We start from the raw sequence: 13,560 nt of genomic DNA on the forward strand, positions 1-13,560 counted from the left end.
TCGGCAGGGGCAAAGCCCTTGGCGCGAACTGCCGCGATAACGGCTGCCTTGTCGGCATTGCCCTTGCCGGCGATGAACCGCTTGATCGTGCCGACAGGAACGCCCTGATAGGCAATTCCCAATTCCTCGCCCCAGGAAGTGAGCACTGCAAGCAAGCCGCCGTAGATGTGGGCGGCATCGGTCCCGAGGTGGCGTCGGACCTCCTCGAAATGGACGGTCGCAATCGGCCCGGCATCAACATCCAGTTGATCGAGCCATTTGCGAAACCGGACGAACCGCATGCCGCCACCGTCGTAGCGAGAAGGCTTGAGGCTGAGGGTGCCACTGACGATCGGACCGGTTGTCGGGCGCATGGCCCAACCGGTTGTGGTTCCCAGATCCAGTGCAAGCATGGTGGCGGACGGGGCGATCAGCCCCGCAGTTGTTGCAGGGGGTGCAATACCTGAAGGCAAAGCGAGGGTATTCGAAGCCATGATGGTCTCCGTTCGGAAGTGTCTGGATGATGTTTGCGGAAGATCGGGATCGGGGATCAGGGTGGTGCGCGTTGCTGCCGTGGAGCGACGGCACGCGGGTTCCCATTCTGAAGGTGGACGCACACCCCACGAGGTGCGTCCCCATCCTTTAGGATGGGGGTTTCACGCCCACAACTTGGGGTGGGTCTCAACCCCGCAGAAAACTGCCAAAAATTGAAGTTGTGGCAGTTGGGAATGGCCGATCCGTCCGCAACTGGATTCCGGGTGGCACAGCGTGGCCGCGCGAAGGCGTGCGGGGGTAGTTGGGAAAATCGTTCGCAACTGGATTGTGCGTATCCGTGCGGGGGAATGGGTGCAGGTGCGGACCCAGTTGCGGAAATGGTCCGCAACTTCCCCAACTGGATTGTGCGTGCCCATGCGTAGCCCGGAATGGCCGGCCCGAGGATCATTGCTCGTCCTCCGGATAGACCCAGACCCGGGGGTTCTCGACCGGCAGGGATCCGCCTGACTGGGGGCATTTGAAGTGGCTGGGCAGCACCTCCACCATCGTGGGAGATATTTCACCGGTGTCGGGATGCGCCGTTTCGCCATTCCCGGGAATGATCATCCCTTCGGTGCAGAGATAGCCGAACTTCGATGTCGTTCTGGCCATGCCGTAGGGCGAGCCATCGCGGACAAACTTGATGTAGCCCTTGGTCGCCAGGACCGAGATGCGGTCCCTGATGGTATAGGTCCCGCCAAGGCCGCCTTTGTTCTCGAACTTCTCCGCGAACTGCAGCGACGTATAGAGCCGCCCGGCAGCGGCTTCGTCGAGCAGGATGCCGAGAATGACATCATGTTTACGCACCCGCTCAGCATCGAGCCGGGCGCCTACATCTTTGCGGATCAGCCGTTCGCTGCTTGCGTCGATCTCGACCCATTGCCCGCCGCGTTTGTCCACCAGCATCGGGCCGATCGCTGGACCATTGCGCAGCTCGATCTCGAGCCTGCGCGCCGGCATGTCCTCATCGGGTCGGTACATGATGATGCCGGACGTATAGAAACCACGCAGCGCACTGGCGCCGGAAAGCGCCTGGAACGGGTCCTCGACGACCTGCTTCTTGTTCAGCTTCTTGGTGTGGTGAGCGAGGATCACGCCGGCATCAGGGGCGACGGCGTCTCGCAGCTGCTCGACCCGCTGCTGCAGGAAGAACATCATGGCGCTGTTGTCGTTTTCGCCACCGCCGTCGGGCCCGCCGTCAAACACGTTGCGTATCGGATCGATGCAGATGATGTCCGGGGGGCCGTCCGGGAAATGGAATTTGATGGCATCGACCGCGAGCGCCACGCCGCGCTCGTCGAGCAGAAGACGCAGCTTTGGAGTGACCACCAGGTTGTCACGGGCGGCGGCAATCACGGCGGGATCTAGCCGGATGGCCTGCAACCGCTCGCGCAGATAGTGGTACTGGATCTCTGCCTGGAGGTAGAAGATCCGCAGGGGGCGCGGCGGTGAGAAGCCAAGAAACGCCACGCCCGCAGCCATGTGCGCTAGAAGGCAAATCAGAAAATCGCTCTTGCCCACCTTGGGGGCGCCGCCGAGCACGAGCAGACCGCCGGGTGTCAGAAGCCGGGGTGCGACGATGTCAGCGGGCATCGGGCTGGCGTCATCCAGCAGCGCGCCAAAGGTGAAGGCGGGCATGTCTGCCCGGCGTGCGGTTTCAGCAGAACGAAGCAGCGGCGGGCCGTTGCGCTCGACATGCAAGCGCCACAGCCGATCAGATTCCGCCTTCAGGCGATCGAGCGGCCAGCTCGGCCGCAGCATTGCGGCATTATACTGGCAGATCGCCTCCCAGCCTTCGTCCGGGCTGATCCGGCCATCATGGACCTGGCGGATATAGTGACCGATGGCGGCGCTGGCGCCCTCGAACCGCGACCAGGCATCAGCTCCGCCTTCATGGACCGGCGTCGTCAGAACATCGGCGAGAGCGGGCTTTCCGGGCGATGAGGTAGCAGCCGCGCCAATCGCGGGCATGGGCGGCATGGCCGAAACCATCTCGGCAAAATCAGCAAGGTCCACTTCACGTTTGGCGGCGTGCTGCAGGATCTGCACCATGCGCTGGCTGCCACCCTTATGGTAGATGGTGCCCGGGACACGGATCGGCTGGTGCGCGGAGCGGAAATGGGTGTCGCCCGCCACCTTGGCAGCGATGGCACCGCGCAGAGCGCAGACCTGCTCGACGTCGGTATCGGTCGCAGGCTCCGAGAGTTTCCACCAGACATGGAGCTTGTGCGCACCCTCACGCGTTCGCCCGCCGCTTTCCACGATCAGAGTGGGGTCGCCCAGATGCCGGGTCAGGTGGGTAAGCTTGGCACCGATATCGCCGGTGTCGATGTCGACGACGATCGCCTGCATCGCGGTGATATCGGCAGACTTTGCCTGCCCGCTCTTCGCCACCGTGCCGGGGATCACGTAAACTGCCGCGCCTTCGCGGCCTGCCCAATGGGCAAAGGTCGTGAGCTTTTCCGGTGCGGACGCATCCGCATCGATCCAGATGTTATGGGGCTTGCCCTCGATGCCCTGACCCTTGTCGATGAAGCTGCGGACCGGGATCAGGCCGTCGCAATAATCGAAGACGACGTCGAAGAAGGCAGCGATCTGGGCCGGATCTGGCTCCAGGAACAGCTCTTCCAGCGATGCGGCATCATTGAAATCCCGCCAGGGGTTGAAGTGGACGATGTTGTCTTCGGTCACTGGGGCATCTCCCAGCAACGGGTTGCCCACGAGCAGAAGCGGCACTCGAAATGCTCGCGTGTCCGGGTGAAGCGCGGCAGCAATTCCCCGGCATCGGTGGCAGAAAGGATCCGCACGGCCTTGTCGCTCATGCGCTGGGCCAGGTCTGCATCGAACGGGACCAGTTCGTGGTGGAGTTCGGCTGTGTCCTTGTTGATGGCGGTGAACAGTGCAGGTGCGGCCGAAATGCCCGGCACGCTGCCTTCCATATAGGCCTGGTACAGCGCGATCTGGGCGGCATAGACTGGCTTCGACAGCACAACGCCCTTCGACACGGTCTCGCGCCAGTTCTTCGCGTTCATGGTCTTGCATTCCCAGAGCGCAGGGACACGAAGGCCAAGCGCAGCAGGAGCGCAAGCGATAATCCCGTCGACATGACCGCGCAGTCGTCCGCCAGCGGCCGAGAAGCCGAACTGCTCGCCGTCCGGACGATTGCCTTTGCGGGTGAACAGATCGAGGCCGGCACCGCGCAGCCAGGCAATGGCCAGATCTTCCAGGGCGTGACCCATCGCGAAAATCCGCAGGGTTCGGCCTGAGAATTCCCCATTTTCGTCCTTGGGCGTGGACGTGAACTCGAACTGGAGCGCGCGCTCGCAGGAAACGCCGACCCGCGAGCCGCCGAGATAATCCCGCAGGCTGCGCGCGGCGTTGTCTGCCACGAGATGGCTATCGACGAGTGCGTTCAGACGTTCGCCGAATGCGGGACGGTGATTGAAGTCCAACATCAGAACGGCACCTCCATGGGGTCGTCCACGGCTGCCTGATGCATCGCGGTCTGGAAGCCATCGATCGCGACGGTGATGAACTGGAGCATCTGCTCCTGCGACCATGCGGATGGTGGGGAGTGCCAGCCGATCGTGTCGATCAGGGCTGCGACAGGTTGCAGCGTCGCACGGATCGCGGCCTCTTCGCGGGCGGTCAGATCAACCATGTCCTGCACCTTGCGTGCCCGCAGCCAGAAGAAGCGCTGGCAGCTGATTGAGCAGAACCACACAGAGGGGCCCGATCGTCTCGTGCGTTGCGGGCCCGACCAGCCGAAGCCAGAGGTTGGACGAAGACAGACAGCACACAGCAATCCGCGTGGATGCCAGCACCGCAGTCGCTTTTCGGCAGAGGGCGATTTTTCCATGGGTAGTGTCCATCACGCCGCCTCCCGCAGAGCATGCGGATCCGCGCCCATCACGAGGCCGCGGATGGCTGACTGGTTGAAGCGGAAGGAGAGCAGCGCGGAGGCGTGGTAACGCGTCAGGCCGTAGTCGGTCCGATAGGACGGCGGCAGGAATGCCAACTGCTTGTCGGTCGGCGGTTGCCGCAGCCAGCCACGGCTTTTGTGGGCGGACTCGTCGCTCTCGTGGGTGTTGAGCCAGTCGTCTGCGGCAGCGAGGCAAATGCTGCGCTCACCCATGGCCAGAAGATGTGCGGACTTTTTGGGCTGACCGCCGATGCCGTACCAGCGACCGTTCAGGAAAAAGACACCGGCCCAGGCATGGAAGCCATTGGCGACGAGTGCGGCATCGTCCCCGAACAGATCCACCCACTCGAAGCTCGACCGCTTCAACAGGTCGATTTCGGCCATGATGAACTGGCTGAGCGGCTCGGCAGGATCGCTCGCCGAGCCTTCCCAGATGTGACCGCACAGAGGACATTCGGTCACGGCGGCCGGCACGACAGCACCGCATTCAGGACATTCCTTGGTTGGCGCATCACCGTTGGCCTGCTTGCCATCCAGATCGACGTCCTGCTCAAGCGAGCCATGGATCAAGGTCGACGTCCCGAAGTCGAGGACAATGCAGTCGGTCTTGACGATGCCGGGATATTCTTCCGGGTTTACCGTGCGCAGGCCACGACCGATCATCTGGATCATGGTCGACTTGAACGAGCTGGGGCGCAGCAGGATGACGCAGGAGGTCGGGGGATGATCCCAGCCTTCGGTCAACACAGCGACATTGACGACCACCTGAATGGCACCGGCATCATAGGCGGCCAGGGTGGCACGGCGGGTCGCGTCATCCAGATCGCCATGTACGACTGCTGCGGGAATGCCGTTTGCGTTGAAGGCGTCGGCAACGTTCTCGGCATGACTGACGGTCGAGCAGAACGCGACGGTCTGGCGGTCGCCGGCTTTTTCCCGCCAATGCGCGATGACCTGGTCGGTCACGGGCGCCTTGTTCATGATGGCGTCGACCTGACCCATGTCGAAATCGGCAGCCGTCTTGCGCACCTTGCCGAGATCTTCGCGAACCCCGACGTCAATCACGAAGGTGCGCGGGCGCACGAGATGGCCCGAAGCGATCAGTTCCCCCATGCGGATCTGGTCCGCCACGTTCGTGAATACCTCGCGCAGCCCCTTGCGGTCACCGCGGTTGGGTGTGGCGGTCACACCGAAGATGCGCGCCATCGGATTGAGGTGGAGGACGCGATCAATGATGCGACGGTAGCTTTCGGCGACCGCATGATGCGCCTCGTCGATTACCAGCAGATCGACCGCTGGCATGGCATCCAGATTCGCCGGTCGGGAAAGGGTCGGCACCATCGCGAAGGTGACCTGGCCACTCCAGTTCTTGGTGCCAGCATCGATAACCGAGGTGGTCATGCCCGGATTGACCCGGGAGAACTTATCCCGGTTCTGGTCCGTCAATTCATCGCGATGGGCCAAGACACAGGCCTTGGCGCGGCTGTCGCCGATCATCTGGCCCGCCACCGCCGACAGGATGATCGTTTTGCCTGTGCCGGTCGGAGCCACACCGAGCGTGTTGCCGTGAGTGTCGAGCGCAGACAGGCTGCGCTCGACGAAAAGGGACTGTCGGGGACGAAGGATCATGGCGTGCTCCTCACTGTGCCCAGGCGGGGCGACCGCCGGTTGCAGGTGCCGTGGAGAACTGAGGCGATGCCGCCGTCGGCGCGGCCGCAACCGATCCCATCAGCGCAGCATATTCGCGGTGGTCCGGGGTAACGGCGGCGCGAATGTCATTCTTGTCATCGCCATTGCTGTCGGTGCCGACATCGATGCGGGCGACGAACTCCAGTCCGTCGAGGTCGCCGAAGCCGCTGATGCGGCGTGCCGCCTGGGCCTGCGGGCTGTTGTCCTTGTCGGAAATCCCGCGCGCCGAGTTCAGCATCGAGCGCACCAGGCCGCGCCCCATATTGGCCCAGTCGGGACCCTTTGGGCTGTAGAGCCCGATCATGCCGAACACCTTGCGCTTGGCGAAGGGACCTTCGAGCACCGTGTATTCGATGTTCAGATAGACCGATCCGGTCGTGCCGCGCGTGGCATAGCCGCCAGTCCAGCCCTGGCTCGGATCGTCGTGGCCGCCGGGCCGGATGGTCATGCGGACCTTGGCGAGAGTACCCTTCGGGATGATGTTCGAGGTCTGTTTGGCGTCGTTGAAATCGTTCCAGCTACCCATGATGGGTCTCCTTGTTCAGGTCAGTTTTGGGGGGATTGGGTGTTGGTTGCCGACACGTCGGGCAGGCCGAATTCGAGCCGGTCGCTGGCGGGCGTGACGGGACCACGGATCTTGGCCATCAGCCGGCCAAGGTGCGGTTCCTCGACCAATGCGAGGCGGCCGGACCGGTCCTTGGCCGGGTAGGACCAGGGGTTGATCGTCTGGCAGATGAAGGCACGCGAAGCGGTTCCGGCGTCGTCCTTCACCTCGGCCATCGTCAGGACTTCGTCGACGATGCCCGGCAGCTCGAGTCCGGTCTTGGAACCGTCGATCTGCGGCTGGAAAACCTTGCGATTGAAGTCGTCCAGCTTCTCGTCGAGGATGCCGACAAACCAGATATTCCTGGTCCGGGTGTGCTGCAGGTGGGTGAGCCAGGCGATCATTTCCCGGCCGTGCAGACCATAGGCGCCGCGCATGTCAGGCTTGCCGGTCTTGTCGGAAAATGCCTCGGGCTGCCCCTTGCACCACTGGAAGCACAGGCGCCCGGCAACCGTGATCGAGTCGATGAAGACTGTCTCGTACCGGTCGATCGCCGCGGCATCGCCGAACCGGGCGCACACCGCATTGTAATGCGCCTGGCTGTAGACCTGATCGTCGCGCAGCGCCGGGTTTGGCCCGCCGATGAACACCGCAAAGTCCCGGCATTCCTCCCAGGTGCGGGGACGGATGCTGTCGCCGGTCCACCCTTCGATGGCGAGGTCACCCGCCTCGAGGTCGAAGAACAGGGTCGTCGTTGCAGGAAGAGTCCAGAGCAGACTGGTCTTGCCGATGCCGGATTTGCCGAAGATCACGCCCTTGATGCCGCGGTTTTCCGCGAGACGCTGATCCGCCGAAATGATCGGGAGGGTCATACCGCACCCTCCAGCTTGAGCTTGAAGCTGGGGGAGCCGCTGCGCACCTTGCGGGCGGTAGTGAAGGCGCTGCGAATATGGCTGGGCCAGGCCGCGAACTTACGCTCGGAGACCTTGAAGCTGATGTCGACGTATTCGCGGGGGTCTTCACCGTCCGCCTTGATGCGCTCGACCAGCTGGGCCAGCTCGAACTGATCCCAGTCGACCTTCTTCGGCAGGTCCGCGACGATCGTCACATCGCCGTCAGCGAAGCGCGCGGCGCCAAAATCCTTACCGGAATCGCCGCGCGCCTGCGAAGCACGATCGGCATATTTGAGGGCGAGCGCACCATTGAGCCAGTCGCTGGCCGTCTTGGCAAAACGCAGGCGCTCCTCGATCTCCTGTTGGAGATGAGCGAGCACCTCGGCCGGCAGGGCGACGATCTCGCCCACGGCCATGTGAACGAAATCGTCCACGCTGATGTGGTTGGGGATGGTCATGTCGGCCGCCCTCACGCCACGACCTGCGCATCAGCGCGGGCGGTGTTGTGCCGGGCCTGGGCAGCTTCGAACGCCTCGACATCTTCGAGGCGATAAACGACGCGACCGCCGAGCTTGATGAATTGCGGGCCTTCGCCCGTCCACCGCCAGCGCTCGAGCGTGCGGTGGGAAAGGTTCCAGCGAGCGGCAAGCTCGATCTGGGAAAGGTGTCTGGTAGCCATTGGCGTCTCCTTGGGTTCGGTTCGAAAACCTGCGGAGACATTGGCGCTGGCGAAGGTAGGAGCCGGGAAGGAGCGAGGTAGGGCTTAGGGTAGGAATCAACGATTGAGCCCGCCGGACACAAAAAAGCCGCCCGAAGGAGGCTTTCGATGACGGATTCTGCGACTGGTCAGCACTGGATCCAGCAGCGACCACCCTCCACCTTGATGAACTCCTGCCAGTCCTTTCGGCCGGAAAAGGCCTTGGTCAGCGTGTTCACGCTATTAGCGCATTCGGCCGCCTCCAGCACCGCTTCGGTCAGGCATTCGGGTTCCCCGTTCTTCCAGGCGTCATGGAGATGTCGGATGATGGCCCGATGCTTCTGGCCGGTGAATGTGTACCGTTTCCCGCGCACCGTGACAGATCCTCCGTCTGCGGACACGGCAATTGGCACATCGGCCTGTGGCGATCCGTTTGTGATCCGAGCTGCCAACAGCGCAGGATCGACGGCAATCCCGGCCGCGCGGTCGGCCACATCGCCGACGCTGATGATCTCATGCCCCTCGAACATCTGCTTTGGCAGGCGGACAGCCGGCGTCGTACTCAACACGATCCTCAGCCCCGGCGCCGGGCGCAAGCGCGTGGCAGCCACGAACGCGGACCAGCCATCTGGATCAGAGAGGCGCCGCGCGACCCAAAGCGGAACGGGCTTGCTGCGTCCGGGCAAACGGACGTTACCGATTTCCCAGACCGCATCCGGTACCAGAGCAAGAGGTTCGGCCCCGCCCACGACCTCCATCTGCGCCAGCATCCGCGCCAGCAGCACCGGCATGTTGACGCCGAATATGGTCAGCTTTTCCGGGCGCACTGTGATCCAGACCGCGGCCGGGTTGTAATAGCCAAAACAACCGTGCTCGCCCGACCAGATCAAAGGTAGCGGTTCATCACCGTGATCCAGATCCAGTGGCGCCGCGAAGGTATTTCCTAGCGGCGCCAGCAGATTGGTCTGCATCAGTTGCTTGCCTTGACGGGGATAAAAGTCGTCGAGGACCGAAGCCGCGATTTTTCCGCCCGGCGTTTCAGCAATCGTCATCAGCAGCCGGGCAGCAACCTGATCAATCATCGCCGCCGGTATCCCCGGACAGGATGCCCCAGCGGCGCAGATACTTCTCGCCGATCAACTGCTCTTCCGGCGTCAGGTCCTTGAGATTGCAGCCGTGCGGCATCGTGATCGTCAGCGCCAGCACACGCCCACGCCGCGCATCCCCCTTGGGTTGGAAAGCGATGCTAAGCTTTGCCTGGGTGACCACCCAGCCGCCGAGAAGCGGATTACGGTCGCCAAAATGCCTCGCGGCCATCTCCCAGATGGTCTCCTCACTGCCGCGCATGCACTCCAGAGTCACGCGCTGGCCCTGATTGTCCATCGGCATCAGGCGCAGCTGTTTCAAAGTGACGGACTCGATCCCGTCGGCAGCATCCCGGGGGAAAGCATGGGGCTGCTGAAGCGAGCACAGATCATAATTGCGGGACGGCATTTTTTCGCTGGTGAACTCGATCTCGAGCAGATCACGCACCATGATCCGGGCCATGGCTTCACGGCTCTTGCTGTCGTTCGCGACCACCTCGACCACGCCGGTGGCGGGTTCATACGTCAGGGCGGCCTCGAACACCGGGCTGCGCACGCGGCGAACCAGATCGCCTGCGTCAAACTCCAGAACATCATCCGGCAAGCCCTCGCGGTACACCGCGATCTGGATCAGTTCGCAATCCTCACCGTCGAAGGTGGGGCGGCGGCGGTCAAAGATATCGATGTGGATATTGGGCGAGGCGAAGCATTCGCGCAGCGCCGCCTTGAATGCGTCGAGAGCGGCTGGATCCTTGTTCAACGGCTGATCGGCGGCAACAATGAAACCCGCCCATGAACGCCCACGGCGACGTTCATCGGTGTAGCGGACCTCCTCGGCACGGCGGAAGCGGTCCGGATGATTGAGAAACATCCAGAAAGCGCGGTCGTGCGCCCCGCCAAGGCTATCCAGAACGGCCCTGTCTTCGGCAACGCTGTAAAGTGCAATCTGGCCAACGTCGCTGACCAGGTCGCCAATCCGACCGGCGTCGAGCGCCAGGCGGGCCTTTTCGGTATCGGTCAGTTCATCGACCGCCTTCAGAAGGGGCGGCAGGATTTCGGGCTCGGGGACCGCCCAGTCGATATTTGCAGGCAGGCCAATCCCGCTATGCTCAAAATAGGCACGAAGGGTGGGAGTGGAGGTTTTGCGAATGATGGTGGCAATCGAGGTCATGGGGGACTCCTTGAGCAGAATCAGGCGTCCTTGCACGCCGATCTGCTAAAGAGCGTATTTGCGCCCATGTGGCGGGTCAATCGAAAATCTACGCAGATTAGCGGATTTGCTGTGGATTACCCGAACAGCGATCCCTGACGATCAGATTCCCCAAGTAGTTTGAGTACCTTGAGCCTGACTTGAGCAGCCTCCTCGGAAACCTGAAACGTCTCCATCACTGCACCAACGATCTGTCGACCATGGTCTGACCGCACTGCCACGGCAGCGTGGAGATCACGCTCCTGGCAATAATCGGACACCAGCCGGCGTATGGATGTGACCGGCATCAGTATCGCGCCGCTCACATAACCGGCTTGCCACTCCATCCAGTCATAGTTCGCGGCTTGAATGATGGTGTCGCGCTTGCAGATCGCCTTGTTTTCATGGCTGCTGCGGTCGAACAGCTGGCCATGCTGAAACTTGCCCGCCCACAGGTGCCGGTGGAAATGCACATGGCCGAACTCATGGGCCAACGTCGTGCGCAGCCGGTTCTCGCGGCGGGGATCGTTAGCCAGCCGGTCTGAGATTGCGACTTCGGGATCCCTGTCTGGATGGAAGGCGGTCACGCCTTCGACATCGTCGCCATAGATTGTCAGGTCGGCAGAGGAATCCAGGCTGGCGTCGTTGAGCTCGATCAGCAGATGGAGTTCATCCGTCGTGATACGGGGGCGTGCCTCTTGGTTCCGCTTGCGGTGCAGATCCCTGACAAGCCGCTCACACTCCCGATCGAGCTCGTCGTTCGTGTAATAGGGGCGCTCTGGAAATCGGCCTTTTGGATCCCGTATCATCCTCATCGCCGTCGATCCGTCAGTTGGTAATGGCGCGACGGAAATTGACGAATGCCTCGGCCGCCTTGGCTGGGTCACTGACCTGGCTGCGGAGGTCGTCGGGAATCTTCCCTGCCAGCAAGAACAGAACGCCTTCGTCGATGTTCAACACCTCCGCAAACTGCCGGATGAGGTGATCCGAGGTGGGACTGCGCCGGTCATGCTCGATGTCGTTGAGGTACTGCGGCGAGATCGCTGTGCCGTCTTCCTCTTTCATGATCCTTGCCGCCAGCTCCTTCTGGCTGAGAGCCATGGCCTTCCTGGCTTTGGAGATCTGACGTCCAAAACTCGTCCCGTCAGTTGTCATCGGTTCATCATGGCTTGGGCCAACCCTCAAAATCACGCTTCTATGCGGATCAGCGTAGTTGCGAGGGGTTCCGGGGTCAAGGACGCATTGCCGTAAACTCCGGCCGCACATCCGAGTGCCGCGGGCAAAATATGGCAGATCAGCGACCATCAGCGAATCAAATTGCGAAGAATTTCGCAGGCGTTCCGAGCGCCTTTTCAAAGCTGTGGATAGCGATCACCAAGCAATTCTCATGATTTCGCAAGACTACGATAACCACCTGAATTTGCTTGTTTTAAGATAGTTCTCAAACCTACCGTGTCGCCAGCCACCCACTATTGCGAACGGTCTCATGTCCTCCGTTACATCCAATCCAAATGGGCTCTGCCCCTCCAAGATGTCATCAGACGCCCGGCTTTCAGAGTTGGGTCGAATCGTAGCCGCCGGCGTGCTGCGCATGCGCCAACAGTCCAGTTCTATATCTGCGGGCGGCGGAGATAGTTCACTCGCTATCCCGACCGCCAAGAGCGTCAGTCGTCCCCGGGCACGAGCCCGGATCGGAGGACGATGATGCACAAACAGGATGACAATGCGCAGGTGCTGGCCAGGCTGGCAGGCCTGAAGGACATGACAGTCAAGCAGCTGAAGGCCGAATGGGAGAAGCTGTTCAGCAGCGAGGCCCCCAACAACAGCCGCTCGTTCCTCGAGCAGCGCCTGGGCTACCGGATCCAGGAGCTCACCTTCGGCGGTCTGTCGAAGCCGGTGCGTCAGCTGCTCGATGTCCTGGCCGACGAGGTCGAGGGCAAGAGGGTCCGAAAGTCGGTGATCAGCGACCCGCGCAACCCGGTGATCGGCACGCGCCTGGTCCGCGAATGGAACGGGACCGAGCACGTCATCACCGTGCTGAAGGACGGGTTCGGCTGGCAGGGGCGCCGTTACAAGTCGCTGTCGGCCATCGCCCGCGACATCACCGGCACGCAGTGGAATGGCTACCGGTTCTTCGGCCTGCGGGAACGGAAGGACGCTGCATGACCGATACAGCACCCCGGCGGCGTCTGCGCTGCGCCGTCTACACCCGCAAATCCAGCGAGGAAGGGTTGGACATGGAGTTCAACAGCCTCGATGCCCAGCGCGAGTCCTGCGAGGCCTATGTCGCCAGCCAGCGCGCCGAAGGCTGGGTCTGCATGCGCGAACGCTATGATGACGGCGGGTTCTCGGGCGGCACGCTCGATCGGCCGGGGCTGAAAACTCTGATCGAGGACATCGAGGCCGGTCTGGTGGACGTCATCGTCGTCTACAAGATCGACCGCCTGTCGCGCTCGCTGATGGATTTCGCCAAGCTGGTCGAAGCGTTCGACCGCAACAACGTGACCTTCGTGTCGGTGACGCAGGCGTTCAACACCACGACCTCCATGGGCCGGCTGACGCTGAACATCCTGCTCTCGTTTGCCCAGTTCGAGCGCGAGGTCACCGGCGAACGCATCCGCGACAAGTTCGCTGCCAGCCGCGCCAAAGGCATGTGGATGGGCGGGTTCGTACCGATGGGTTACGACGTCGTTGACCGCAAGCTGGTCATCAACGAGGCCGAGGCCGCCACGATCCGGCACATGTGCCAGAGGTTTGTCGAACTGGGATCGGCGACCCTGCTGACCCGGGAGTTGGTGGCCAACGGCACCCTGAACAAGCGCGGCAAGCCGATCGACAAGGGGTTCCTCTACAAGCTGCTGCGCAACCGGCTTTATCTGGGCGAAGCGGTCCACAAGGGCACCAGCTATCCCGGCGAACATGAGGCGATCATTGACCAGCCGCTATGGGATCAGGTCCATGCCATCCTGAAGGAAAGCCCGCGTCAGCGCGCGGCCAACACCCGCACCCACACCCCGGCGCTGCTCAA

At 62.4% G+C, this 13,560-nt stretch carries 15 protein-coding genes; 2 read left to right on the forward strand and 13 right to left on the reverse strand.

From position 1 onward, the window contains the following. From WFP44_RS15625 to WFP44_RS15685, 13 genes are all read right to left on the reverse strand, one after another. The coding region (locus tag WFP44_RS15625) for a hypothetical protein (RefSeq protein ID WP_336927623.1) at window positions 1-473 on the reverse strand (473 nt) is incomplete at its 3' end. A gap of 445 nt (window positions 474-918) precedes the next feature. Next, a complete protein-coding gene (locus WFP44_RS15630; RefSeq protein ID WP_336927624.1) occupies window positions 919-3,204 on the reverse strand; it encodes an AAA family ATPase in 2,286 nt (761 codons plus the stop codon). Then, window positions 3,201-3,968 (reverse strand): hypothetical protein, encoded by a 768-nt coding sequence (locus WFP44_RS15635; protein WP_336927625.1) that lies wholly within the window; start codon window positions 3,966-3,968, stop codon window positions 3,201-3,203. Before WFP44_RS15635 ends, WFP44_RS15630 begins: the two co-directional genes overlap by 4 nt. Then, window positions 3,968-4,174, reverse strand: a complete 207-nt coding sequence (locus WFP44_RS15640) for a DUF6511 domain-containing protein (RefSeq protein ID WP_336927627.1) — start codon at window positions 4,172-4,174, stop codon at window positions 3,968-3,970. Before WFP44_RS15640 ends, WFP44_RS15635 begins: the two co-directional genes overlap by 1 nt. A gap of 210 nt (window positions 4,175-4,384) precedes the next feature. Next, on the reverse strand, window positions 4,385-6,064 hold the full coding sequence (locus WFP44_RS15645) for a DEAD/DEAH box helicase (RefSeq protein ID WP_336927629.1): 1,680 nt from the start codon (window positions 6,062-6,064) through the stop codon (window positions 4,385-4,387). A 10-nt stretch (window positions 6,065-6,074) separates the two neighbouring features. After that, the gene (locus WFP44_RS15650; protein WP_336927631.1) at window positions 6,075-6,650 is read right to left on the reverse strand and encodes a hypothetical protein; all 576 of its coding nucleotides are present in this window, start codon (window positions 6,648-6,650) and stop codon (window positions 6,075-6,077) included. 20 nt (window positions 6,651-6,670) lie between these two features. Beyond that, complete coding sequence (locus tag WFP44_RS15655) at window positions 6,671-7,540, reverse strand: ATP-binding protein (protein ID WP_336927633.1); 870 nt, start codon at window positions 7,538-7,540, stop codon at window positions 6,671-6,673. Then, a complete protein-coding gene (locus tag WFP44_RS15660; RefSeq protein WP_336927634.1) occupies window positions 7,537-8,019 on the reverse strand; it encodes a hypothetical protein in 483 nt (160 codons plus the stop codon). Before WFP44_RS15660 ends, WFP44_RS15655 begins: the two co-directional genes overlap by 4 nt. Before the next feature lie 11 nt (window positions 8,020-8,030). Continuing rightward, entirely contained in the window at window positions 8,031-8,240 is a 210-nt protein-coding gene (locus tag WFP44_RS15665; RefSeq protein ID WP_336927635.1) for a helix-turn-helix transcriptional regulator, read from the reverse strand. A 167-nt stretch (window positions 8,241-8,407) separates the two neighbouring features. Then, entirely contained in the window at window positions 8,408-9,340 is a 933-nt protein-coding gene (locus WFP44_RS15670) for a hypothetical protein (protein WP_336927636.1), read from the reverse strand. Further along, on the reverse strand, window positions 9,333-10,514 hold the full coding sequence (locus WFP44_RS15675) for a hypothetical protein (RefSeq protein WP_336927637.1): 1,182 nt from the start codon (window positions 10,512-10,514) through the stop codon (window positions 9,333-9,335). Before WFP44_RS15675 ends, WFP44_RS15670 begins: the two co-directional genes overlap by 8 nt. A 116-nt stretch (window positions 10,515-10,630) precedes the next feature. Further along, window positions 10,631-11,341, reverse strand: a complete 711-nt coding sequence (locus WFP44_RS15680) for an ImmA/IrrE family metallo-endopeptidase (RefSeq protein WP_336927638.1) — start codon at window positions 11,339-11,341, stop codon at window positions 10,631-10,633. A 19-nt stretch (window positions 11,342-11,360) separates the two neighbouring features. Continuing rightward, window positions 11,361-11,837 carry a helix-turn-helix domain-containing protein gene (locus WFP44_RS15685; protein ID WP_336927640.1) on the reverse strand — a complete coding sequence of 159 codons (477 nt, stop codon included), beginning with the start codon at window positions 11,835-11,837 and terminating at the stop codon, window positions 11,361-11,363. Between the two features lie 396 nt (window positions 11,838-12,233). Between WFP44_RS15685 and WFP44_RS15690 the strand changes: the two genes are divergently transcribed. Next, on the forward strand, window positions 12,234-12,698 hold the full coding sequence (locus WFP44_RS15690; protein WP_336927641.1) for a DUF2924 domain-containing protein: 465 nt from the start codon (window positions 12,234-12,236) through the stop codon (window positions 12,696-12,698). Continuing rightward, the coding region (locus WFP44_RS15695; protein ID WP_336927642.1) for a recombinase family protein at window positions 12,695-13,560 on the forward strand (866 nt) is incomplete at its 3' end. The genes WFP44_RS15690 and WFP44_RS15695, both read left to right, overlap by 4 nt.

It is taken from the genome of Alteraurantiacibacter palmitatis, from assembly GCF_037154115.1.
GTDB classification, from domain to species: domain Bacteria; phylum Pseudomonadota; class Alphaproteobacteria; order Sphingomonadales; family Sphingomonadaceae; genus Alteraurantiacibacter; species Alteraurantiacibacter palmitatis.

Coding starts and splice junctions, on each gene's coding strand:
- WFP44_RS15635 (WP_336927625.1), bottom strand. CDS start 3,968: ATGTTGGACTTCAATCACCGTCCCGCATTCGGCGAACGTCTGAACGCA.
- WFP44_RS15640 (WP_336927627.1), bottom strand. CDS start 4,174: ATGGTTGATCTGACCGCCCGCGAAGAGGCCGCGATCCGTGCGACGCTG.
- WFP44_RS15645 (WP_336927629.1), bottom strand. CDS start 6,064: ATGATCCTTCGTCCCCGACAGTCCCTTTTCGTCGAGCGCAGCCTGTCT.
- WFP44_RS15650 (WP_336927631.1), bottom strand. CDS start 6,650: ATGGGTAGCTGGAACGATTTCAACGACGCCAAACAGACCTCGAACATC.
- WFP44_RS15655 (WP_336927633.1), bottom strand. CDS start 7,540: ATGACCCTCCCGATCATTTCGGCGGATCAGCGTCTCGCGGAAAACCGC.
- WFP44_RS15660 (WP_336927634.1), bottom strand. CDS start 8,019: ATGACCATCCCCAACCACATCAGCGTGGACGATTTCGTTCACATGGCC.
- WFP44_RS15665 (WP_336927635.1), bottom strand. CDS start 8,240: ATGGCTACCAGACACCTTTCCCAGATCGAGCTTGCCGCTCGCTGGAAC.
- WFP44_RS15670 (WP_336927636.1), bottom strand. CDS start 9,340: ATGATTGATCAGGTTGCTGCCCGGCTGCTGATGACGATTGCTGAAACG.
- WFP44_RS15675 (WP_336927637.1), bottom strand. CDS start 10,514: ATGACCTCGATTGCCACCATCATTCGCAAAACCTCCACTCCCACCCTT.
- WFP44_RS15680 (WP_336927638.1), bottom strand. CDS start 11,341: ATGATACGGGATCCAAAAGGCCGATTTCCAGAGCGCCCCTATTACACG.
- WFP44_RS15685 (WP_336927640.1), bottom strand. CDS start 11,837: ATGGTCGCTGATCTGCCATATTTTGCCCGCGGCACTCGGATGTGCGGC.
- WFP44_RS15690 (WP_336927641.1), top strand. CDS start 12,234: ATGATGCACAAACAGGATGACAATGCGCAGGTGCTGGCCAGGCTGGCA.